Raw genomic sequence first — 21,699 nt, 5'->3', positions numbered from 1 at the left:
TTCCGCGGAAGGGGCGGGCGGGGGCCGGAGGGGCGGGTCAGCCGGCGTCGCCGTAGGTGCGACGGAGGTGCTCCGCGTACCCACCGGGGGTCCGGCCGGCGAAGCGTCCGCTCGTGACCACCGGGAGCTCGGTCGTCGCCCGGACGTCGAGCCCGAGTGCCCGTGCCCGGTCCACCAGTCGGACGTCCTCGTGCTCGGGCACGGGGTCGAAGCCGCCCAACGCGGTGTCGGCGTCCGCCCGCACGCCGAGGTTCGCGCCGTGCACGTGCCCGAGGGTCGCCCCGGGCGGGTGTGCCGCCCGCCAGCGGTCGAGCACCGCGGGGTCGAGGTCGTCCGGGTCGGGGACGACCGCGCCGACGAGCAGGTGCGCTCCGGCGAGCAGGGCGTCCACCTGCTGCACGAGCCAGTCCGGGTGGACGCGCGAGTCGGCGTCGGTGTGCGCGAACCAGTGCCGGCCGGGCGGGGTCGCCCGGGCGAGGGTCCTCGCGTGCGCGGTGCCGAGTGCCCGCGCGCGACCCACGCCGACGCGCGACGAGGTCCTGACGTACAGGCGACCCGTCCGCCACACGGGGTCCGCCTGCCGCGCCGTCCCGACGATGCCGGCCGTACCGTCCGTGCAGCCGTCGAGGACGAGCGTCACGGCGGCCCGGGTCGACGGGTGCGCGTCGTGGAGTGACGTGACGGCGGTCGCCAGTGCGTCGAGGGCGGCGCGGACGGAGGTCTCCTCGTCGTGCACCGGGACGACGACGTCGATGCGGGTGGCGCTCACCGGACGAGCCCCTCGGCCCGGGCGACCGAGGCGACGGCGGGTCCCGGCAGCACACTGAGCACGAAGTCCTCCTCGACGTGCCGGACGAGTGCGGGCCGCGGCCAGCGGGCGGCCAGCCGCGCGTCCACCGTGTCGCCGTCGGTCACCGCGTCGTCGTCCGGGTGGCGCCAGTGGCAGGCGACGAGCACGCCGTCGTCGTCGAGCGTCTCGAGCACCCGGTCGACGGTGCGGTCGAGGTCGTCCGGCGACAGGTAGTAGCCGACCTCCGAGAGCACCACCAGGTCCCACCGGCCGTCCGGCCACTCGGCGGGGAACGCGGCGGTCTCGAACCGGGCGCCCGGTGCCCGTCGCTCCGCCCGCTCGATCGCGGCGGCAGCGACGTCCGTGCCGAGGACCGCGTCCGCGCGCTCGGTGAGGGCCGCGGTGAGCACGCCGGTCGCGCAGCCGAGCTCGAGCGCCGACCGGAAGCGGGGGCGGGGGAGTGCGGCCAGGGTGACGGCGCGCTTCCGTTGCTCGTACCAGGAGCCGTCGAAGTCCCACCCCTCGGGCTTCCGCGCGTAGTGCGCGTCGAAGGAGTCCCCGGAGCGCGACCGCACCGGCGCGAACAGCCACTCCTCGACCCGCAGGTGGTGCGCCGCGTGACGGTCGTCGACGATCGCCTCGTCCCCGGGTGCTGCCGACAACGGCAGCGTCTGCGACGGGTAGGCGGCCAGCGCCCGGGCCTTCCGGTCACGGACGTCCGCGTCGAGGGTGAGCGTGCGGGCCCGGTCCCAGGGTGCGGTCGGAGCAGCCGGGTCGTCCCAGTGCCAGGCCCACACCGGGTACGCGAGCAGGTCGGTGCCCGGCGTCGCGTCGACCACCTGCTCCGCGACCTCGCCGGCGATCCGGTGGTCGCGGTGTCCGTCCCCGCGCCAGGGCGCGACGACGAGCGTCGGACGCGGCGCCCCGGCGAGACGGTGCTCGAGTGCGGCGCGGAGCACGTCGACGTGTTCCCGCACCGCGCCGTCGGGCACGTCGAGCTCGGTCGCGCCGGCCGTCGGGTGCAGCACCCGCAGCGCGGCCCGGAACTCGGCGGCCCGACGGGGCGCGAGCTCGGCGGGTGTCACCGTGGGGGAGTCCGGGTGCGAGCGCTCGCCGCGGGTGACGAGCAGCACGTGGACGGGGATGCCGGCGTCCGCGGCCGTCGCGATCAGGCCACCGGCGCCGAGGGTCTCGTCGTCGGGGTGCGGCGCGACGACGACCACCGAGCCGACACCGTGCAGGTCGACCGGCACCGCGGGCACCGAGCGGAGGAACGCCGTCCACGCCGCGGGATCGGTCCCGGGTTCGCGGTGGTCGAAGCTCACCACGCGACACCGCCGCGTTCGGTGACGATGCGTCCGACCCGGGCGAGGTCGCGCTCCCCGTGGTCCTGCAGCACGTAGAGCCCGAGGTCGGCGACCCGTGCGGCGACCGCGGGGTCGCTCGTCAGCGGGGCGGGGCCGAGCGTCGCGACGACGCGCTGCGACACGGCGTCGACCGCGCGACGGACCCGCGACCGCGTGACCTGCGCCACGAGCGACCAGTCGGTGTCGTCGTCCGACCCGGCCGCGTCGATCCGGGCGGCGGCGGTCGCCAGGGCGTCCTCGGCATCGGCGAGGTCGAGGACCGTCGCGCCGAGCGCTGCCCGGAGCAGTTCGGCGTCGGGTCGGGCCGCCGCCGCGGACCGCAGCAGCCGGGCGAGCCCGACGGCTCCGCCCCACCAGCAGGCCGCGACGCCGATGCCGCCCCAGGCGAAGCCCGGGCGGGTGAGGTACCAGCCGGGTGCGCCGACCGCGGTCGCCCGGACGCCGGTGCAGTCGACCGGGCCGCTCGGGACGTCGGGCATCCCGCGCGCGACCCAGGCCTCGTCGTGCGCCGTGACACCGTCCTGTCGCAGGTCGACCGCGAACAGCTGCCGGTCGTCACCGACGTGCGCGGTGACGAGCGCGTGCGAGAGCGTCGACGCGAGCGAGCACCAGGGCTTCGTCCCGTCGAGTCGGACGGCGTCGGGACCGGCGGCGGGGTCAGGGGTCGCGGTGAGCGTCGTCCCCGGCGCCTCGGCCGCGAAGACGCCCCAGGTCGAGCCCTCCGGGGCGGCCGAACCGGCCTGGGCGAGGATGCCGAGCGCGTCGAGGTGCGGTTCGACGGTGCGGGCGAGCGCGACGTCGGCGGCGGCGGCCGCGGCGAGGGCGGCGAACGCGCCGCCGGCGGATCCTGCGGACAGGGGCGGAGCGGTGTCGGCCAGCCACCGTGCGAAGGCGAGCCGGTCCTGCGGAGACGAGCCGGTCCTCCCGGCCGCCGCCTCGACGTCCGCGGTGTCGACGTCCGTCACGGACGGGGGCCAGGCCGGGGATCGCAGCATGGTGCCGACGCTACGGGCGACCGCCCGGGCGGCTGCTCGGGAAGCGTCGACGAGCCTCGGGACCGGTCGGACGATCCACAGGACGAGGAGGGCTGGGCCACAGACGGCTCATAGGAACCACACCGATCCTCGATGACGTGACGATCTCCCAGCCCGCAGCAGCCCCCCGCCTCACCCGCGCCGACGGCACGCCGTTGCGCATCCTCGTCGTGGACGACGAGGCCAGCCTCACCGACCTGCTGTCGATGGCGCTGCGCTACGAGGGCTGGGACGTCAGGAGCGCGAACGGCGGTCAGCAGGCCCTCGCCACCGCCCGTGAGTGGCAGCCCGACGCGATGGTGCTCGACGTGATGATGCCCGACCTCGACGGGTTGCAGGTGCTCGGTCGGCTCCGGCAGAACAACGACGACACCCCGGTGCTGTTCCTCACCGCGAAGGACTCCGTCGAGGACCGGGTCACCGGGTTGACTGCCGGCGGCGACGACTACGTGACCAAGCCGTTCTCCCTCGAGGAGGTCGTGGCGCGCCTCCGTGGGCTCATCCGTCGCTCGCAGATCTCGGTGTCCGAGGCCGGTGACTCCCGCATCGTCGTCGGCGACCTGGTGCTCGACGAGGAGTCGTACGAGGTGTCCCGCGCCGGTCGCTCCATCGAGCTCACGGCGACCGAGTTCGAGCTGCTCCGCTTCCTCATGCGCAACCCTCGGCGGGTGCTCTCCAAGGCGCAGATCCTGGACCGGGTGTGGTCGTACGACTTCGGCGGCAAGAGCTCCGTCGTGGAGATCTACATCTCCTACCTGCGCAAGAAGATCGACGCCGGCGAGACCCCGATGATCCACACGGTGCGCGGCGTCGGGTACGTCATCAAGCCGACCTCGTGACGCTCCGACGACGACTCGTCCTGAGCATCGTCGCGATCGTCGTCGCGCTCAGCACGGTGATCGGGGCGGGCAGCATCATCGCGCTGTTCTCGATCCAGCGTGCGGCGATCGACGAGCAGCTCTCGTTCGCGACGACGCGCGCCCAGCGGTCGGTCGAGCAGCAGGGACCGGGCGGCCCCGGGCTCGAGATCGGTCGACCGAGCGGGCAGTCGGCCGGCACGTTGACGGCCTACTTCCTGAACGGCAACGCCGTCGTCGGCAGCGTGCTCGACAACGCCGGCGACGTCGACCGGCTGGCGTCCTCCGCCGTGCGGCCGCTCGGGGACGTCACCGTCGACGGCTCGGCCCAGACCGTCGACCTGGGCACCGACCTCGGCCGCTACCGGGTCACCGCGGTGTCGCTCGGGTCCGCGGTCCTCGTCGTCGGCCTGCCGATGGCGCCCGTGTACGAGAGCGTCTGGAAGCTCTTCGGCGTGGTGCTCGTGGTCACCGCCCTCGCCCTGCTCGCAGCGACCGGGGTCGCCGCGGTCGTGGTGCGCCGCTCGCTCCGCCCGCTCGAGCGCGTGGCCGAGACTGCGTCGTCCGTCGCCCGGATGCCGCTCGAACGGAGCGACGCACTCGACGGCGTCCGCGTCCCCGACACCGACCCACGGACGGAGGTCGGCCGGGTCGGGACCGCCTTCAACCGCATGCTCGGACACATCGCGGGCGCCATGCAGGCCCGGGAGCGCTCGGAGCAGAAGGTCCGGCAGTTCGTCGCCGACGCGTCGCACGAGCTCCGCACCCCGCTCGCGTCGGTCCGCGGGTACGCCGAGCTGACCCGACGGATGGGCGCCGACCTGCCGCCGGACGTCGTGTACGCCATGAGCCGGATCGAGTCGGAGTCGGAGCGCATGACGAGCATGGTCGAGGACCTGCTCCTGCTCGCCCGCCTCGACGAGGGCCGCGAGGTCCAGTTCGCCGACGTCGACCTGACCGGTCTGGTGCTCGACGCGGTGAACGACGCCCACGCCGCGTCGCCGGACCACGTCATCGCGGTGGACGTGCCGGACGAACCCGTGGTCGTGCCCGGTGACGCCGCCCGGCTCCACCAGGTGGTCGTCAACCTCGTCACGAACGCCCGGACGCACACCCCGGAGGGCACCCGCATCACGGTCGGACTCGCACCCGGCGCCGACGGCGTCGACCTGACCGTGCGCGACGACGGGCAGGGCATCGACCCGGAGTTCCTGCCGAAGCTGTTCGAACGGTTCGCCCGGGCCGACAGCTCACGGTCGCGGAGCGCCGGGTCGACGGGCCTCGGCCTGGCCATCGTCGACGCGGTCGTGCAGGCGCACGGCGGCAGCGTGGCGGTCACGAGCCGACCCGGCGACACGGTGTTCACGGTGCACCTGCCGGCCACGCGGCCGGCGGTCGCGTCCGGCACGGTGACGCCGACCGCCTGACGGTCTGGAGGAACGTGGCGGCGCCGCCCCGCGCCTCCCGTCCGGCGCTTGGTCACCGTCGGATCCTGTGGTACCTTCGTCGAAGCCAAAGACCGCCGGTCGTCTGTGCGCTCGCGCACAGACCGAAGGTCCTCACTCGTGGGGCAGCCAGCGCAGGTGTTCAGATCCACTCCTCCCGTTCGCGGGGGAGCAGCTCCGAGCCTCTGCGCCGGAGCTTTTTTCGTGTGGTGACCAGGGGCTAGCCGGCAAGAACCCCAAGGAGAACCATGGCGAACAAGGAAGCTGCGGTCGCCGAGCTCACGGAAGCATTCCAGAGCTCGAACGCCGTTCTGCTCACCGAGTACCGCGGTCTCACGGTGGCGCAGCTCAAGGAGCTCCGCAACTCGATCCGTGAGCACGCCACGTACGCCGTGGTGAAGAACACGCTGACCAAGATCGCGGCGAACAACTCCGGCATCACCTCGTTCGACGACGAGCTCGCCGGTCCGTCCGCTCTCGCCTTCGTCCACGGTGACACCGTCGCCGTCGCGAAGTCGCTGCGTGCATTCGCCAAGGCGAACCCTCAGCTCGTGGTCAAGGGCGGTTACTTCGACGGTAACCCGCTCACCGCGACCGAGGTGGACAAGCTCGCTGACCTCGAGTCCCGCGAAGTGCTGCTCGGCAAGCTCGCCGGCGCCTTCAAGGCCTCGCTGTTCGGTGCTGCGTACCTGTTCCAGGCACCCCTCTCGCAGGCCGTCCGCACCGTGGACGCCCTCCGCGAGAAGCAGGAGTCCGCGGCCTGACCAGGCACGCGTTCATCAACCACACGTACTAGCTAGTAGTAGGAGAAAATCATGGCGAAGCTTTCGCAGGACGAGCTCATCGAGGCCTTCAAGGAGCTCACGCTCATCGAGCTCTCGGACTTCGTGAAGAAGTTCGAGGAGGTCTTCGAGGTCACCGCTGCTGCCCCCGTCGCGGTCGCCGCGGCCGGTGGCGCTGCTGCCCCCGCCGAGGAGGTCGAGGAGAAGACCGAGTTCGACGTCGTGCTCAAGTCGGCCGGTGACAAGAAGATCCAGGTCATCAAGGAGGTCCGTGGCCTCACGTCGCTCGGCCTGGGCGAGGCCAAGGCGCTCGTCGAGACCGCCGACGCCAAGATCCTCGAGGGTGTCAACAAGGAGACGGCCGACAAGGCGAAGGAGGCCCTCGAGGCCGCCGGCGCCACGATCGAGCTCGCGTAAGTACTGCGTACTGCGTACTGCTCTTCGCGAAGGCCGCTGCCCCTCGGGGCGGCGGCCTTCGTCGTGCGCGGGGCGCGCTGCCGGCCCGGCGGTCCGGCGGTCCGGCGGTCCGGCGGTCCGCTTCGCGAGACTCGGCCTCGCGGACACATTCGTGGTTCACCTGCCGCGAAGTTGTCCGCGGGACCGAGTCTCGTCTCACAGCACCAGCCCGTGCGCCCGGAGGAGGCCCTGGAAACGATCCAGTCGTTCCAGGTGCCACCACGTCACGCGGATGACGGTCCGCACCTCGCTCCGCTGCCGGAGTCGGTCCTCCCGGCGCTTCTCCGCCCAGGCGACCTCACCCGGGTCCCTGCCCGCGAGCATCGTCGGGTCGGTGTACTTGACCTTGCCGTCGAACTCGATGACCGTGCCGCTGTCCGGGAGCCAGAAGTCGACGCGGTCGACGTCGTGGTCGTGGCGGAACTCGTGCTGCGGTACCACCCGGTCGATGCCGCTCTCGACCAGCCGGACGGCCGTGTAGGACTCACCGGCGGTCTCGTGCCGAGCGTCGAGTGCCCGCAGCACGGTCTGCGCTCGTCGAGATCCGCGCGCAGGGCCGGCCGGGAGTGCCGTGGCGAGCTCGGACGGCGTCAGCGCACCGGCGCGCACCGCCCCGTCGATCGCCACGGCAGCCACGTGCACGGGCAGCGAGGTCGCGACCGTCGATGCCGTGGTCACCAGGTCCGTGACCGGGACGCCGTCGAGGCGAGCCGGGGCCAGGCGCACCCGCGTGCCACCGGACGCGTGCAGGACGAGGCCGGCGCGGTGGAGGGTGCGCTCGGCCCCCGGTACCGTCACGTGGACGCGCTCGGGTGCCGGGCCGACCAGGGGCCAGCCGTGCACGAGTGCGGCGGACACGTGCGAGAACGCAGCTCCGGTGGGTACGGCCGGCGCGACCGCCCAGATGCGGACGAGGTGCCGGTCGGCTTCATCGAGCTCGACCCAGGACGTGCGAGGCAGGTACGTGCCGGCGCGGAGCCGGACGAGGAGGCCAGCGCGGTGCTGCCGGCGGAGGGTCCGCGCGCGTGAGTCGTCACCGTCGGCGCGCAGCAGGGTGGGTCGTTCTCGGTGGTGTCGCACACCTCCACTGTCGGGCTCCCACTGCGGAACAAGCGGCTCGGGAGGCGATCTGTGGGTCCTGCTGTGTTCGTGGGGACGTGTGGATGGAGCGGGAGACTCGCTCCTGCGGACACGTTCGTGGGTGATCGGGTGCGAAAGTGTCCGCGGGGCCGAGTCTCGGGGCGCGGGCGCGGTCGCAGGCGCGGCGCGGCGCGGCCGGGCGCGGGCGCGTCAGCGCAGGGTGCTGCGGCTGCGGCCGTAGGCCAGGTAGAGCACCGCGCCGGCGAGCATCCACAGGCCGAACGCGATCCAGGTGCCGGCGCCGAGGAAGACCGCGAGGAGCACGCAGCAGAGCGTGCCGAGGACCGGGACGACCGGGAACAGCGGGACCCGGTACGACCGCTCGAGCTCCGGGCGGGTGCGTCGGAGAACGATCACGGAGACGTTGACGAGGGCGAAGGCCACCAGGGTGCCGATGCTCGTCGCGTCGGCCAGCTCGCCGAGGGGGACGAGCGCTGCGCCGACGGCGACGACCACACCCACGATGAGCGTGTTCGGCACGGGGGTGCCCGTCCGGTGCGAGACCCGACCGAACACCGGCGGTACCATGCCGTCGCGCGCCATGGTCAGCAGGATGCGGGTCTGGCCGTAGAGCACCGTGAGCACCACGCTCGCGATGGCGATCACCGCACCGATCGAGAAGACGAGCGCGACGACCGGCTGCCCGGTGACGTCGACCACGATGCGGACGAGCGAGGCCTCGTCGGACGAGAACGACGTCCACGGGCGGGCACCGATCGCGGCGATCGCGACCAGGATGTACAGCGTCGTGACGATCACGATGGACCCGATGATCGCGCGGGGCAGGTCGCGGCGGGGGTCCTTCGCCTCCTCGCCGGCGGTCGATGCGGCGTCGAAGCCGATGTAGGAGAAGAACAACCGCGACGCGGCGGCGGTCACACCGGCGGCCCCCATCGGCGCGAGGGGCGCGAAGTTCTGGGACGAGAAGGCCGTGAACGCGACGACCACGAAGAACACGAGCAGGGCGATCTTCACCACGACCATGAGCGTGTTCACCCAGGCGCTCTCGCGGGCACCGGGCAGCAGCACGGCCATCGCGAGGAGGACGAGCACCGCCGCCGGCAGGTTCACCACACCACCGTCGCCGGGGGGAGCGGCGATCGCGGCCGGCAGGTGCAGCCCGAAGACGCGCAGGGTCTCGTCGACGTACTCGCTGGCGCCGACCGCGACCGCGGCGACCGAGACCGCGTACTCGAGCACGAGGCACCAGCCGCAGACCCAGGCGATGCCCTCGCCCATCGTGGCGTAGGTGTACGAGTAGCTCGACCCCGAGGTCGGCACGGCGCCGGCCATCTCGGCGTACGACAGCGCGGAGAGCAGTGCGGCCACGCCCGCGAGCACGAACGAGATCCAGACGGCCGGACCGGCGAGCGGCACGGCCGTCCCGAGCACGACGAGGATGCCGGTGCCGAGCGTCGCCCCGACGCTGATCATCGTCAGGTGCCAGACGCCGAGCGAGCGGCGGAGCGGCTCGCCGTCGACGCCCGCCGCGGCCTCGGCCTGCAGCTGCTCGATCGGCTTCCGGCGAGCGAGCTGGTGACGGAGGGACGTGGGGCGGGAGGGCGCGGACGTCATGGGACCTCGTGATCGGCGCGGGGAAGGGGACGGACGATGGTCGCACGGCCCCTGAACGGGGTCAAATACGCCCACGGCGGAGCCCGCCGCCCGTGTCCGCCGCCGGGGATACGTTGGTGCCATGAGCATGGGCCACGGGATGCGCGGGGGTGGGCCCCGCGGTGGCGGGCGGATCTCGAGCGGCGACGCCGCCGCGCAGCGGGCCGCCAACGCCGAGGCGCCACGGATCCCGCACCTGCTCCGGCGCATCGCGGGGCTGTTCGTGCCGCACCGCCGCGCGATCGTGGTGACCGTCGTGCTCGTGCTCGTCGGTGCGGCACTCTCGGTGATCCCGCCGCTCCTCACCCAGCAGGCGTTCGACCGGGGGCTCTTCCCGCCCTCGGGTCGCCCGGACCTGCCCGTGCTCCTCGAGCTCGTCGGCGCGATGATCGCGCTCTGGATCGCGAGCGCCGGCGTCGGGATCTGGCAGACGTACCTGACGGCGACGGTGGGCAACGAGGTCATGGGCGCCATGCGCATGCGGTTGTTCGCGCACCTGCAGCGGATGGAGCTCGCGTTCTTCACGAGGACGAAGACGGGCGTGATCCAGTCGCGCCTGCAGAACGACGTCGGCGGCGTCGCGAGCGTGCTCAACAACACGATCTCGTCGGTGCTCGGCAACACCGTCACGGTCATCGCGGCGGTCGTGGCGATGCTGCTGCTCAGCTGGCAGATGACCCTGGTGGCGGTCGTGCTCCTGCCGCTGCTCGTCATCGCCCAGCGCCGGGTCGGCCAGGTCCGCGCCCGGATCGCCGCGCAGACGCAGGAGTCGCTGTCGGACATGACCGCGATCACCCAGGAGGCCCTGAGCGTCTCCGGCATCCTGCTCGCCAAGAGCTTCACCCAGCAGCGCAGCGAGACCCGGCGCTACGGGGACGAGAACCGCAACCAGATCCAGCTGCAGGTCCGGCAGCAGATGTCCGGGCAGTGGTTCTTCGCCATCGTCCAGGTCTTCCTGTCGATCATCCCCGCGGTCATCTACGTGGTCGCGGCCCTCCTGATCGTCGGCGACGTCCCGATCACGGCCGGCACGATCGTCGCGTTCACCACGGTGCAGTCGCGCCTGCTCTTCCCGACCGTCGGACTGCTCCGCGTCGTGCTCGACCTGCAGACGTCCGGCGCGCTGTTCGCGCGGATCTTCGAGTACTTCGACCTGCGCCCGGCGATCACCGACGCCCCCGACGCGCAGCGTGTCGACGCGTCGCGCGTGGGGCACGTCGCGTTCGAGGACGTCTCCTTCACCTACCCGGACGGCGAACCGGACAAGCCGACGCTCCGCGGGGTCTCGTTCGAGCTCGAGCCCGGGCAGTTCGCCGCGTTCGTCGGGCCGTCGGGTGCGGGGAAGACGACCATCTCGTACCTGGTGCCGCGCCTGTACGAGGCGTCCTCGGGCACCGTGCGCTTCGCCGGAGCCGACGTGCGCGACCTGGAGCACGAGGACCTGATGCGCCACGTCGGCATCGTGAGCCAGGAGACGTACCTGTTCCACGCCTCCATCGGCGACAACCTGCGGTACGCGAAGCCGGACGCGACCGACGAGGAGCTCGAGCGCGCCGCACGCGCGGCGAACATCCACGAGACCATCGCCTCGTTCCCGGACGGGTACGACACCGTCGTGGGGGAGCGGGGCTACCGACTGTCCGGCGGCGAGAAGCAGCGCATCGCCATCGCCCGCGTGCTGCTGAAGGACCCACCCGTCCTGGTGCTCGACGAGGCCACGAGCGCGCTCGACTCGATCTCCGAGCACGTCGTGCAGACCGCGCTCGACACCGCGGCAGCCGGGCGCACCACCATCGCCATCGCGCACCGGTTGTCCACGATCCGCGAGGCCGACGTCATCTTCGTGCTCGACCACGGGCGGATCGTCGAGCGGGGCGACCACGACGAACTGCTCGCGCGCGGCGGTGTCTACGCCTCGCTGTTCCACCAGCAGGACCAGACGTCGACATCGTTCGTCGCAACCCAGCCGACGGCCGAGCCGGCCACCTAGACTCGGCCGCGTGCGTTACGCGAACTCCGTCGTCGACCTGGTCGGTGACACCCCGCTCGTCCGACTGAACCGTGTCACCGAGGGGATCCGGGCGACCGTCCTGGTGAAGGTGGAGTACCTCAACCCGGGCGGCTCGTCGAAGGACCGCATCGCCACGCGGATCATCGACGCGGCCGAGGCCTCCGGCGAGCTGGGACCCGGCGGCACCATCGTCGAGCCGACCTCCGGCAACACCGGTGTCGGCCTCGCGCTCGTCGCCCAGCAGCGCGGGTACCGCTGTGTATTCGTGCTGCCGGACAAGGTCGGCGAGGACAAGCGCAACGTGCTCACGGCCTACGGCGCCGAGATCGTCGTGACGCCGACGGCGGTCCCGCCGGAGCACCCCGAGTCCTACTACTCGGTGTCCGACCGCCTGGTGCGGGAGATCCCCGGCGCCTACAAGCCGAACCAGTACGCGAACCCGAACGGTCCCCGGAGCCACTACGAGACGACCGGTCCGGAGATCTGGCGCGACACCGACGGTCGGCTCACGCACTTCGTCGCCGGCGTCGGCACCGGTGGCACCATCTCGGGCACCGGCCGCTTCCTGAAGGAGGCCTCCGACGGACGCGTCCGGATCGTCGGCGCCGACCCCGAGGGCTCCGTCTACTCGGGCGGCACCGGTCGGCCGTACCTGGTCGAGGGCGTCGGCGAGGACTTCTGGCCCGGCGCGTACGACGCCGGCGTCCCCGACGAGATCCTCGCCGTCACCGACGCCGAGTCCTTCGCGATGACCCGACGGCTGGCGCGCGAGGAAGGGCTGCTCGTCGGCGGGTCGAGCGGCATGGCCGTCGTCGCGGCGCTGCGGGCCGCACGCGACCTGACCGAGGACGACGTGGTCGTGGTGCTGCTGCCCGACGGCGGCCGTGGCTACCTCGGCAAGATCTTCAACGACCGGTGGATGCGCTCCTACGGCTTCGCCGAGACCGACGACGCCCGCACGGTCGGCTCCGTCGTCGCCGGCAAGGACGGCCGACTGCCCGACCTCGTGCACGCACACCCGTCCGACACCGTGCGCGACGTGGTGGAGATCATGTCCACGTACGGCGTCTCGCAGATGCCCGTGCTGAGCGCCGAACCGCCCGTCGTGATCGGCGAGGTCGTCGGTGCGGTCGCCGAGAAGGACCTGCTCGAGCAGGTCTTCACGGGCACCGCCGCGATGACCGACGCGGTGAGCGGCTTCGTCGGTGACCCACTGCCCCTCATCGGCATCGGTGAATCGCTGTCCGCAGCCCGCCGGGCGCTCGAGACGGTCGACGCGCTGCTCGTCGTCGACGACGGCAAGCCCGTCACCGTCCTGACCCGGCACGACCTGCTCACGTCGCTCTCCGAGTGACCCCGGGCGCTCGCCCACACCGAGCGCCCGCCAGCACCGACACCGAGCGCCCGCCCGCACCGACCCCACCCCGACCCCACGAGGAACCCCAGCGCATGACCGAGTTCGCCACCCGCGCCGTCCACGCCGGCCAGGACCCCGACGCCACGACCGGTGCCGTCATCCCGCCCATCCACGTCACGAGCACCTACGTGCAGGACGGCGTCGGGAACATGCGGAACGGCTACGAGTACTCCCGCGGCGGCAACCCCACGCGCGACGCGCTGCAGACCCTGCTCGCCGACCTCGACGGCGGCGTCGCGGCGTACTCGTTCGCATCGGGCCTGGCGGCCGAGGACGCCCTGCTCCGCGCGTACCTCGAGCCCGGCGCCCGCGTCGTGATGGGCAACGACGTGTACGGCGGGACGCACCGTCTGGTCAACCGCCTGCACGTGCCGTGGGGCGTGGAGCTCGTGGTCGTCGACATGAGCGACGTCGACCGGGTCCGTGCAGCGCTCGAGGGCGCCCCGGCGAAGACGGTGCTGTGGGTGGAGACCCCGACGAACCCGCTCATGAAGATCGCGGACATCGCGCTCCTCTCCGAGGTCGGTCACGCCGCAGGCGCCCTGGTCGTCGTCGACAACACGTTCGCGTCGCCGTACCTGCAGCAGCCGCTGTCGCTCGGCGCCGACGCCGTGTCGTACTCGACCACGAAGTACCTCGGCGGGCACTCCGACGTCGTCGGCGGCGCGGTCGTCCTGCGGGACCGCGAGTTCGCGGACCAGGTCGGTTTCCTGCAGTTCGGCGCGGGCGCGATCGCGTCGCCGTTCGACGCCTTCCTGACGACCCGGGGGATCAAGACGCTGCCGGTCCGGATGGAGCGGCACTCGTCGAACGCGCAGGCCGTGGCGGAGGCGCTCGTCTCGGCGCCCGGCGTCGAGCGGGTGTACTACCCCGGTCTCGCCGACCACCCCGGACACGAGGTCGCCGCGAAGCAGATGCGCGGCTTCGGCGGCATGCTCTCGGTCGCCCTGTCCGGCGGACCCGAGGCGGCGAAGCGCTTCGTCGAGTCCACCGAGGTCTTCACGCTCGCGGAGTCCCTGGGCGGCGTCGAGTCGCTCATCGGGTACCCGAGCGAGATGACGCACGCGTCGGTCAAGGGCACCGAGCTCGCCGTCCCGGAGAACGTCGTCCGCCTGTCGGTCGGCATCGAGGACCAGGGCGACCTGGTCGCGGACGTGCTGCAGGCACTGTCCCGGTGACCGCGGCCGGGTGACCGCGGCCTGCTGACGCAGACGTGACGGACGGGAGGCTCCCCACCGGACCGGTGGGGAGCCTCCCGTCCGTCATCAGGACCTGACGGATCGTCGGTGCGCGCCCCTAGGCTGGCCCGGTGAGCAGTGTGGCGACGAGGTCGGGGATCCTCAGCGGGCGCTACGCGCTCGCGACCCTGGGGATGGTCGCCATCGTCGGGGTGGCCGCGTTCCAGAACCTCGCGATGACGACGGTGATGCCGGAGATCAGCCGCGACCTCGACGGGCAGACGCTCTACGCGCTCGCGTTCGCGGCCCCGCTCGCCGCCGGCGTGCCCGGGATGGTGCTCGCGGGGACCTGGACGGACCGCTCGGGCGGCCGCGTCGTCGCCTGGGTGTCGGCGCTCTTCTTCGCCGTCGGGACGGCCGTCGTGATGACCGCGCCGACGATGGAGGTCTTCCTGGCCGGTCGCCTGGTCGAGGGCTTCGGAGCCGGTGCGATCGACGTCGTGCTCTACGTGCTCGTCGCCCGCATCTTCCCCGCCGAGCTGCACGGTCCGGTCTTCGCCGGGTTCGCCGCGGCCTGGGTCGTCCCGGCACTCGTCGGCCCGGCGCTCGCCGGGGTCGTGACGGAGGTGTGGGGGTGGCACTGGGTCTTCGCCGGCGCCCTCGTCATCGCGGTCGTCGCGTTCGCCCTCCTCGTCCCGACGCTGGCACGCCTGCACGCGCCGCCGGTCGAGCGCCGACCCCCGTGGCAGGCGGGGCGCATCGCGTGGTCGGTCGCGGCGGCGCTCGCGATCCTGCTGCTCAACGTCGCGCCGGACCTCGGTCCGTGGTCACGGGTCGTGGCCGTCGTCATCGGCGTCGTCGGCGCCTGGGCGGCGCTGCGGCCCCTCCTGCCGGCCGGGACCTTCCGGGCGGCCGCGGGCCTGCCGTCCGTGGTGCTGTTGCGCGGCCTGGTCGCGGCGGCGTTCTTCGGCAGCGAGGCCTACGTGCCCTTCCTGCTGCAGGCACGGCACGGCCTCAGCGCCTCGGCGGCGGGGCTCGCGCTCACCGTGGCCGCCCTGAGCTGGGCCGGGGCGAGCTGGCTGCACGGTCGGCTCGGGGAGCAGCGGCTCACCGCGGCGCGGACCTTCGGCGCCGGACTCACGCTCGTCCTCGTCAGCCTGCTCGTCGCGCTCGCCGTCGCGGTGTGGGGGTTGCCGTGGTGGCTGCTCGTGGCCGGGTGGTTCGTCGGCGGCGCGGGCATGGGCGCGATGTACCCGCGGCTGTCGATGCTGACGCTCCGCTTCTCGGGCGAGGGCGACGACGGGTTCGCGAGCTCGGCCCTGACGATCGCCGACGCCTCGGGCAGCGTGGTCGGCCTCGCCGTCACGGGCCTGCTCTTCGTCGGCAGCGGGGGAGCCGACGGCGACTGGTCGTTCCCGCTCGTCTTCGTCGCGATGACCGCGATCGCACTCGTCGGGATCGTCGCGGTCCGGCGCCTCGGTCCCGTGCCCGCACCGCCGACCCCCGGCGCCGAGTGACCCGACCCGCGGTAGCGTGGGGCACCGGATCGAGCGGAGGTCACCGGGTGCGCACCGTCGTCGTCGCCGTCCTCGTGGCGGCGTCCCTCGCCCTGACCGGGTGCCAGGGACCGACGACCGCTGCGCCGACCCCGGTCCGCAGCACCGACCTCACCAGCTCCGACGGCGGGTTCGCCGACGACGCCGTGGTCGGCGCGGTGCTCGCGCCCGGGGACGACGCGCTCGCCGCGGACCTCGAGCGCGGGCTCGACCGTGCCGGGTTCTCGCCGGACGTCCGGGTGGTGCCGTCCTCCGGTGCCGCGGCCGAGCAGGCCCGTGCCGTCGACGCGCTCGTCCGCGGTGGAGCGAAGGCGCTGCTCGTGCACGCCGTGGACGCCGACGCGCTCGCGGAGGCGGTGCAGACGGCGCACGACGCCGGTGTGGTCGTGGTGTCGGTCGGCGCGTCGGTCCCGGCGAGCGGGACCGGCGGTGACGGTGTCTCCGCCGACCACCGCGTGCCGGCGGCAGCGGATGCCGGGACGACCGCCCGGGCGGCGGTCGAGGTCGTCCGGTCGCTGCAGCGCGGCGAGCAGCCGGACACGGGGGACCGCCGCGGGCGCAGCGGCGCCGGGGACTGACGTCGGGACCCAGGCCGGCGAACCGTCGCGATCAGTGCGACCGGGCGCGGGGCCGGGGCCTGGATCGGTGCCGCGTGCCGGCTCGGCTCAGTGCCACCAGGCTGGGAACGACAGGGTGATCGTCTCGACCAGGGACCTCCGGGAGCGTCGGGGTCCGGCCAGCCACGCCTCGATCGCGCCGACGAAGCCCTGCGCCACGAACCCGGCTGCGACGTCGTCGAGCAGGGGCGGGCGTGACGCGGGGTCGAGCTCGCGGATGTGCTGCGCGCTCGACACCGTGAAGTGCTGGACGAGCAGGCGGTGGAGGGATGCGTCCTCGGTGTCCGGCAACCCGCGGGCGTAGATGTCGCGGTGGGCCACGACGTGCTCGACGACGGCGTCGATGCCCCGGCGCGTGATGGCGGCGAGCTCGTCCTCGCCGGCCCCGCGGGCGGAGGCGGTCCGGCGGGCCTCGACGTCCTCCTCGCGGATGCGGTCGAGCTCGGGCGTCAGCACGTCGGCCAGGAGCGATCCGGGGGAGACGGCGTGCGAGTAGAACGTGGCGCGGTTGATGCCGGCTGCGCGCGTGACGTCGGCGACCGTGATGGCGGAGACCGGGCGGTCGGCTGCGAGTCGGAGGACCGCCTCGCGCAGTGCTGCCGTGGTGTGCACGATCCGGGCGTCGACCACGACACCACCCCCTCTTCGTTCCGTCCGCACGAGGCGGCTGTCGAGCAGTCCGACGTTACCGCACGGCGACCGCGCGGACTGGACGAGGAGCGCAGTGTGACGGGCGCGTTGCGGTCGGGGCGTCGCGAGAGCGCTCACGCAGCCCGTAGGATGGTTCCGGGGCCGAATCGATTCGAGTCGATCCGCCCCGGTCCTGCTCGGTCGGTCCTGACGTCCACCACGTCGACGGAGACCGGCCCCGATCCCGTCTCTCCTGCACCCGACCCCCCTGTGAAGGACCGCTCGTGACCGCGCCCGCCACCACCGGCTCGCTCCGCGTCGTGCTGCACCCCGGTGACTCGCTCACCCGGCGGCAGCGCCTCGTCTACGTCTTCGTGCTCGGCGCGCTCACCGCGCTCGGGCCGTTCACCATCGACCTGTACCTGCCGGCGTTCCCGTCGCTCGAGCGCGAGTTCGGCATCAGCGAGGGTGCGGTGCAGCTCACGCTCACCGCGACCACGCTCGGGTTCGCGGTCGGGCAGCTGCTCGTCGGGCCCTGGAGCGACAAGGTCGGCCGGCGTCTGCCGCTCATCATCGCCACCTCGGTGCACGTCGCGGCGTCGGTCGGCGCAGCGCTCGCGCCGAACGTCGAGGTGCTCGCGCTCTTCCGCGTCCTGCAGGGCATGGGGGCCGCGGCCGGCGGTGTCGTCGCGATGGCCACCGTGCGCGACCTGTTCGGCGGCAAGCCCCTCGTCCGGATGCTCTCGCGCCTGGCGATGGTGAACGGCCTCGCACCGATCCTCGCGCCGCTGATCGGCTCGCAGATGCTGCAGTTCGTCAGCTGGCGCGGCGTCTTCGTGTTCCTCGCGTGCTACGGCGCAGCCGTCGTCATCGCGTCGTCCCTGCTCATCGTCGAGACCCTGCCGCCGGCTCGGCGGAAGGAGGCCGGCCACTCGACGATCGGGCAGCGCTACAAGGCCCTGCTCTCCGACCGGATCTTCGTCGGCGTCGCGCTCATCGGGGCGATGGTCTTCAGCGGGCTCTTCTCGTACCTGTCGGCGTCGCCGTTCCTGTTCCAGACGGTCTACGGCCTCGACGCGCAGCAGTACGGCCTGCTCTTCGCCGTGAACTCGATCGGCGTCGTCGTCGGCGTGCAGGTGTCCTCGCGCCTGGCGCAGCGGGTCGGCCCGCAGTGGATCCTCGCCTGCTCGACGGCGACGCTGTTCGTGTCCGCCGTCGCGATCGTCGTGCTCGACCAGCTCGGTGCGGGCCTGGTCGGGGTCCTCGTACCGCTGTGGTTCTTCATCGCGGCCTGCGGGTTCACGTTCCCGCTCGTCCAGGTGATCGGTCTCGCCGCGCACGGGAAGGAGGCCGGCACCGCCGCGTCGCTCCTCGGCGCACTGAACTTCGGGGTCGCCGGGCTCGTCTCGCCGATCGTCGGGTGGCTCGGCATCACCGCGGCAACGCCCATGGCGAGCGTGATGGCCTGCACGGCGGCGGTCGCCGTCGTCGTCCTCTGGGTGGTCGTCCGGCCGCGGACGGTGCCGGCGCTCTCGCACTGACGCGTCGCACAGCCGGACGTTGGCCCACGAGCGGACCGGAGGGTCGACGCGTCCGTATGCTGCGGACATGACCGACGCGGTGGAGCAGGCACGGGCAGCGGCAGCAGCGGCGCAGGCGGCGGCCGAGGAGGCACGTCGGCTTGCGGACGAGGCGGCTCGGCGGGCCGAGGAGCTCGCGGCGGCGCTCAGCCGGGCGGCCGACGCGAGCGCGGCACCGGAGGCGACCGGGGCGCCCGACGCGAGCACGGCCGCAGGCGGGACGACACCGGGGACAGCCACCGAGCCTCCGGGCCGCGCGCCGCTCGACGCGACCACCACGCCGGAGGCGACGACCGCGTCGACCACACCGCCGAGCGCACCGCAGTCCGGCCCCCTCGGGCCGGAGGCCGTCGACGCGATCCGCACCGGGTACGCCGTCGAGGGAACCGCCCTGGAGCTCGGTGCCCTCGTCAACGGCCGCCCGCTGCCCGACGTCCAGGTCCGGATCCCGCTCGGCATGCTCAACCGGCACGGCCTCGTGGCCGGTGCCACCGGCACGGGCAAGACCCGCACGCTCCAGTTGCTCGCGGAGCAGATCGCCGCGAACGGCGTCCCGGTGTTCGCGGCCGACGTCAAGGGCGACCTGTCCGGACTCGCCGTGGCCGGGCAGCCGGACGAGAAGCTCCTCGCCCGCACCGAGGCGATCGGCCAGGACTGGCGGGGCGTCGCGAGTGCGGTGGAGTTCTACTCCCTCGGCGGGCAGGGCACCGGTGTGCCGATCCGGGCGACCGTCTCCGGGTTCGGCCCGCTCCTGCTGGCCAAGGTGCTCGGCCTCAACGCGACGCAGGAGTCCTCGCTCGGGTTGGTGTTCCACCACGCCGAACGCGCCGGACTGCCGCTCGTCGACCTGTCGGACCTGCGCGCCGTGCTGACCTACCTGGTGAGCGACCAGGGCAAGGCGGAGCTCGCGGAGCTGGGCGGGTTGTCGAAGCAGACCGCCGGTGTGATCCTGCGCGAGCTGGTGACCTTCGCCGACCAGGGTGCGGACCGCTTCTTCGGGGCACCCGAGATCGACACCCGTGCGTTCCTGCGCACCGCCCCGGACGGCCGCGGGATCGTGAGCCTGCTCGAGGTGCCGGGCGTGCAGGACCGGCCCGAGGTGTTCTCGACGTTCCTGATGTGGCTGCTCGCCGACCTGTTCAACGAACTCCCCGAGGTCGGCGACACCGACCGGCCGGCGCTCGTGTTCTTCTTCGACGAGGCACACCTGCTCTTCTCGGGGTCGTCGAAGGACTTCCGCGAGCAGGTCGTCCGCACCGTGCGGCTCATCCGTTCGAAGGGTGTCGGCATCGTGTTCGTCACGCAGACGCCGAAGGACCTGCCCGACGACGTGCTCGCACAGCTCGGCTCGCGGGTGCAGCACCAGCTCCGTGCCCACACGCCGGACGACGCGAAGGCACTGCGGGCGACCGTGTCGACGTACCCGACGAGTGACTACGACCTGGGGGAGGTCCTGACCTCGCTGGCGACCGGCGAGGCGGTCGTGACGGTGATGAACGAGGACGGCGCACCCACGCCGGTGGCGTGGACCCGTCTGCGCGCGCCGCAGGGATCGATGGACGCGCTGCCGTCGGACGTCCTGGAGGCGCTGGTCGCCTCGTCCCCGCTCCTCGCCCGGTACGGCACCACCGTCGACCCCGAGTCGGCGCGTGAGCTCCTGGCCGCCCGCATGGAGTCCGCCGCCGCGGACGCCGCCGCAGCGCAGGCGCAGGCGGACGCCGAGCAGGAGGCTGCGCGCGCCGCCACGGCGGCGGCGAAGGAGGCGGCCGCGCAGGCTGCGCGGGACGAGCGCGAGCGGAAGGCCGCACAGGCGGAGTACGAGCGGACGCAGCGCGAGTTCGAACGCGCGGAGCGGGCAGCGGCGGGTCGCCGGTCGCGATCGACGTCGACACGGACGTCGCGCTCGGCCGGGCGCACTGCGGACGACCCGCTCGGCGGACTGCTCGGGAACGGCCTCGGGCAGACCATCGCGAAGGAGGTCGTCCGGGGCATCTTCTCGACGCTCCGCCGCCGCCGCTGAGCTGCTGCCGGCGCGGTGCCGCGCGTCGCCCCGGCCGGTCTCAGCGGGTCAGGAGGCCGACGGTCTCGACGGCGAGCAGGCCGGCGACGATGCACGCGGTCGCCGCGCCCACCGCGAGCACGCCCCCGCGGCGCTCGTACCAGGTGCGGCTCGTGGGCCAGCGGCGGGTGGCCTCGCGGACGTGGACCGGTCGGCGCTCGTGCTCGACCGGCACGCCCAGCACCTCGACCACGCGGTCGAGGGCGTCGTCGCCCCAGACGTCGCCGCGCAGCCGGAAGAGGTGCGTGCCGTCGGCGTCGAACGCGAGGAGCTCACGCGTGGTGCGGTCGGGCGACGCGCCGTACGTCGGGGTGACGACCAGCCGGTCGATCCGCTCGCGGGCGATGCGACGGTTCGGGGTGAGGACCGCGTTCAGGGCGACGACGTCGGCGTCGATGCCGAGGAAGGCCTGACCGAGTCGGACGAAGAGGACCACGACCAGCACGGCGACGGCGACGACGAGCCCGGCGACGAGGACCCACCAGCGCTCCGGCAGCGAGGCCCAGACGAGCGCGACGGCGAGGGGGACGGCGGAGCAGACCACGCTGAGGACGGTCGACCGGACGAGGGAGCGCCGCGGGCGGAGGACCACGTCGTGGACCGGCGTCCGCAGACGCCCGGCAGCTGACACCGTCGCTTCCCCCACCTGGGTCTCCTCACCCCTCGGGCGCACGGGCAGGCCGATCTGCCACCCCGCGGGCGACGCCCCTGCCGCCCGCTGCACCGTGTCCGACCCGTCCCGGGGTCGTCCGTCTGCACAGGATAGGGCGAAGCGGGGGCGGAGGACAGCCCGTTCCACCCCCGTTGGGCGTTTCCCGGCCAGGACGGGCCGAGCGGGGTGCGATCGTGTCCCGCGAGTGGGGGACTCCACGGGCCGCAGCCGGGGCCGCGCCGGTCGGGAGCCGTGCCGGTCGGGAGCCGTGCCGACGGGGACGTGCGCCACCCGGGAACGACGAAGGGCGCGTCCTGCTGGACGCGCCCTTCGGTACTGCTGGCGGAGAATGGGGGATTCGAACCCCCGAGGGCTTGCACCCAACACGCTTTCCAAGCGTGCGCCATAGGCCACTAGGCGAATTCTCCTCGTGCCACCTCGCGGTGACGACACCCCATGGTACAGGTTCGCGGGGGTGGTCACGACCACGTCCGTCCACGGCCCCGTCGACTCC

General features: G+C 73.2%; 18 protein-coding genes and 1 tRNA gene. 11 read left to right on the top strand and 8 right to left on the bottom strand.

Annotated elements, in window-relative coordinates; all coding sequences use genetic code 11:
• Positions 1 to 37: 37 nt before the first annotated feature.
• Genes NI26_RS10905 through NI26_RS16930 form a run of 3 tightly spaced genes read right to left on the bottom strand, consistent with a single transcriptional unit; the run spans position 38 to position 3,152 of the window.
• Complete coding sequence (locus NI26_RS10905; protein WP_066655212.1) at positions 38 to 769, bottom strand: glycosyltransferase; 732 nt, start codon at positions 767 to 769, stop codon at positions 38 to 40.
• Complete coding sequence (locus NI26_RS10900) at positions 766 to 2,115, bottom strand: bifunctional PIG-L family deacetylase/class I SAM-dependent methyltransferase (RefSeq protein ID WP_235426347.1); 1,350 nt, start codon at positions 2,113 to 2,115, stop codon at positions 766 to 768. Before NI26_RS10900 ends, NI26_RS10905 begins: the two co-directional genes overlap by 4 nt.
• Entirely contained in the window at positions 2,112 to 3,152 is a 1,041-nt protein-coding gene (locus NI26_RS16930; RefSeq protein ID WP_158407760.1) for an acyl-CoA dehydrogenase, read from the bottom strand. Before NI26_RS16930 ends, NI26_RS10900 begins: the two co-directional genes overlap by 4 nt.
• A gap of 137 nt (positions 3,153 to 3,289) precedes the next feature.
• On the opposite strand from NI26_RS16930, the gene NI26_RS10890 reads away from it, so the two are divergent.
• From NI26_RS10890 to rplL, 4 genes are all read left to right on the top strand, one after another.
• On the top strand, positions 3,290 to 4,030 hold the full coding sequence (locus tag NI26_RS10890) for a response regulator transcription factor (RefSeq protein ID WP_144411339.1): 741 nt from the start codon (positions 3,290 to 3,292) through the stop codon (positions 4,028 to 4,030).
• Positions 4,027 to 5,475 (top strand): sensor histidine kinase, encoded by a 1,449-nt coding sequence (locus NI26_RS10885; RefSeq protein ID WP_066655205.1) that lies wholly within the window; start codon positions 4,027 to 4,029, stop codon positions 5,473 to 5,475. The genes NI26_RS10890 and NI26_RS10885 overlap by 4 nt, the downstream gene beginning before the upstream one ends.
• 266 nt (positions 5,476 to 5,741) lie before the next feature.
• Positions 5,742 to 6,257, top strand: a complete 516-nt coding sequence (gene rplJ / locus NI26_RS10880; protein WP_058727460.1) for a 50S ribosomal protein L10 — start codon at positions 5,742 to 5,744, stop codon at positions 6,255 to 6,257.
• A 51-nt stretch (positions 6,258 to 6,308) separates the two neighbouring features.
• Positions 6,309 to 6,692 (top strand): 50S ribosomal protein L7/L12, encoded by a 384-nt coding sequence (gene rplL / locus NI26_RS10875; protein ID WP_066655204.1) that lies wholly within the window; start codon positions 6,309 to 6,311, stop codon positions 6,690 to 6,692.
• A gap of 195 nt (positions 6,693 to 6,887) precedes the next feature.
• Here the strand turns inward: rplL and NI26_RS10870 are convergent, their stop codons facing one another.
• Together NI26_RS10870 and NI26_RS10865 are read right to left on the bottom strand one after the other, a co-directional pair.
• Positions 6,888 to 7,811, bottom strand: coding sequence for a hypothetical protein (locus tag NI26_RS10870; RefSeq protein WP_066655203.1), 924 nt, complete (start codon positions 7,809 to 7,811; stop codon positions 6,888 to 6,890).
• Between the two features lie 210 nt (positions 7,812 to 8,021).
• Positions 8,022 to 9,446, bottom strand: a complete 1,425-nt coding sequence (locus NI26_RS10865) for an APC family permease (protein ID WP_066655202.1) — start codon at positions 9,444 to 9,446, stop codon at positions 8,022 to 8,024.
• A 127-nt stretch (positions 9,447 to 9,573) separates the two neighbouring features.
• Here NI26_RS10865 and NI26_RS10860 point away from each other — a divergent pair, with 127 nt between their 5' ends.
• The 5 genes from NI26_RS10860 (at position 9,574) to NI26_RS16925 (ending at position 16,225) form a co-directional block, all read left to right on the top strand.
• Positions 9,574 to 11,475 carry an ABC transporter ATP-binding protein gene (locus tag NI26_RS10860; protein ID WP_066658440.1) on the top strand — a complete coding sequence of 634 codons (1,902 nt, stop codon included), beginning with the start codon at positions 9,574 to 9,576 and terminating at the stop codon, positions 11,473 to 11,475.
• Positions 11,476 to 11,485: 10 nt separating this feature from the next.
• Positions 11,486 to 12,850: a cystathionine beta-synthase gene (locus NI26_RS10855; protein ID WP_066655200.1), complete on the top strand. Its 1,365-nt coding sequence runs from the start codon at positions 11,486 to 11,488 to the stop codon at positions 12,848 to 12,850.
• Positions 12,851 to 12,945: 95 nt separating this feature from the next.
• Positions 12,946 to 14,091: a cystathionine gamma-synthase gene (locus NI26_RS10850; RefSeq protein WP_066655198.1), complete on the top strand. Its 1,146-nt coding sequence runs from the start codon at positions 12,946 to 12,948 to the stop codon at positions 14,089 to 14,091.
• Between the two features lie 131 nt (positions 14,092 to 14,222).
• Positions 14,223 to 15,608 carry an MFS transporter gene (locus NI26_RS10845; protein WP_144411338.1) on the top strand — a complete coding sequence of 462 codons (1,386 nt, stop codon included), beginning with the start codon at positions 14,223 to 14,225 and terminating at the stop codon, positions 15,606 to 15,608.
• 47 nt (positions 15,609 to 15,655) lie between these two features.
• Positions 15,656 to 16,225: a substrate-binding domain-containing protein gene (locus NI26_RS16925; protein WP_066655196.1), complete on the top strand. Its 570-nt coding sequence runs from the start codon at positions 15,656 to 15,658 to the stop codon at positions 16,223 to 16,225.
• Between the two features lie 87 nt (positions 16,226 to 16,312).
• On the opposite strand, the gene NI26_RS10835 is transcribed toward NI26_RS16925, so the two are convergent.
• Entirely contained in the window at positions 16,313 to 16,894 is a 582-nt protein-coding gene (locus tag NI26_RS10835; RefSeq protein WP_066655190.1) for a TetR/AcrR family transcriptional regulator, read from the bottom strand.
• A 284-nt stretch (positions 16,895 to 17,178) separates the two neighbouring features.
• Between NI26_RS10835 and NI26_RS10830 the strand changes: the two genes are divergently transcribed.
• Together NI26_RS10830 and NI26_RS10825 are read left to right on the top strand one after the other, a co-directional pair.
• Positions 17,179 to 18,435: a multidrug effflux MFS transporter gene (locus tag NI26_RS10830; protein ID WP_200884101.1), complete on the top strand. Its 1,257-nt coding sequence runs from the start codon at positions 17,179 to 17,181 to the stop codon at positions 18,433 to 18,435.
• 67 nt (positions 18,436 to 18,502) lie between these two features.
• A complete protein-coding gene (locus NI26_RS10825; protein ID WP_066655188.1) occupies positions 18,503 to 20,494 on the top strand; it encodes a helicase HerA-like domain-containing protein in 1,992 nt (663 codons plus the stop codon).
• A gap of 40 nt (positions 20,495 to 20,534) precedes the next feature.
• On the opposite strand, the gene NI26_RS10820 is transcribed toward NI26_RS10825, so the two are convergent.
• Together NI26_RS10820 and NI26_RS10815 are read right to left on the bottom strand one after the other, a co-directional pair.
• Positions 20,535 to 21,179 carry a hypothetical protein gene (locus NI26_RS10820; RefSeq protein WP_066655187.1) on the bottom strand — a complete coding sequence of 215 codons (645 nt, stop codon included), beginning with the start codon at positions 21,177 to 21,179 and terminating at the stop codon, positions 20,535 to 20,537.
• A gap of 346 nt (positions 21,180 to 21,525) precedes the next feature.
• A tRNA-Ser gene (locus NI26_RS10815) sits at positions 21,526 to 21,613 on the bottom strand.
• Positions 21,614 to 21,699 lie beyond the last annotated feature (86 nt).

Source organism: Curtobacterium sp. MR_MD2014 (assembly GCF_000772085.1).
Lineage (GTDB): Bacteria > Actinomycetota > Actinomycetes > Actinomycetales > Microbacteriaceae > Curtobacterium.
Note: the sequence above shows the minus strand (reverse complement) of the source record. Positions and strands in the feature narration are given on the sequence as shown.

What these genes read in the sequence shown, in the direction of transcription:
- NI26_RS16930 (WP_158407760.1), bottom strand. Translation starts at nt 3,152, where the DNA reads ATGCTGCGATCCCCGGCCTGGCCCCCGTCCGTGACGGACGTCGACACC.
- rplJ (WP_058727460.1), top strand. Translation starts at nt 5,742, where the DNA reads ATGGCGAACAAGGAAGCTGCGGTCGCCGAGCTCACGGAAGCATTCCAG.
- rplL (WP_066655204.1), top strand. Translation starts at nt 6,309, where the DNA reads ATGGCGAAGCTTTCGCAGGACGAGCTCATCGAGGCCTTCAAGGAGCTC.
- NI26_RS10865 (WP_066655202.1), bottom strand. Translation starts at nt 9,446, where the DNA reads ATGACGTCCGCGCCCTCCCGCCCCACGTCCCTCCGTCACCAGCTCGCT.
- NI26_RS10860 (WP_066658440.1), top strand. Translation starts at nt 9,574, where the DNA reads ATGGGCCACGGGATGCGCGGGGGTGGGCCCCGCGGTGGCGGGCGGATC.
- NI26_RS10850 (WP_066655198.1), top strand. Translation starts at nt 12,946, where the DNA reads ATGACCGAGTTCGCCACCCGCGCCGTCCACGCCGGCCAGGACCCCGAC.
- NI26_RS10825 (WP_066655188.1), top strand. Translation starts at nt 18,503, where the DNA reads ATGACCGACGCGGTGGAGCAGGCACGGGCAGCGGCAGCAGCGGCGCAG.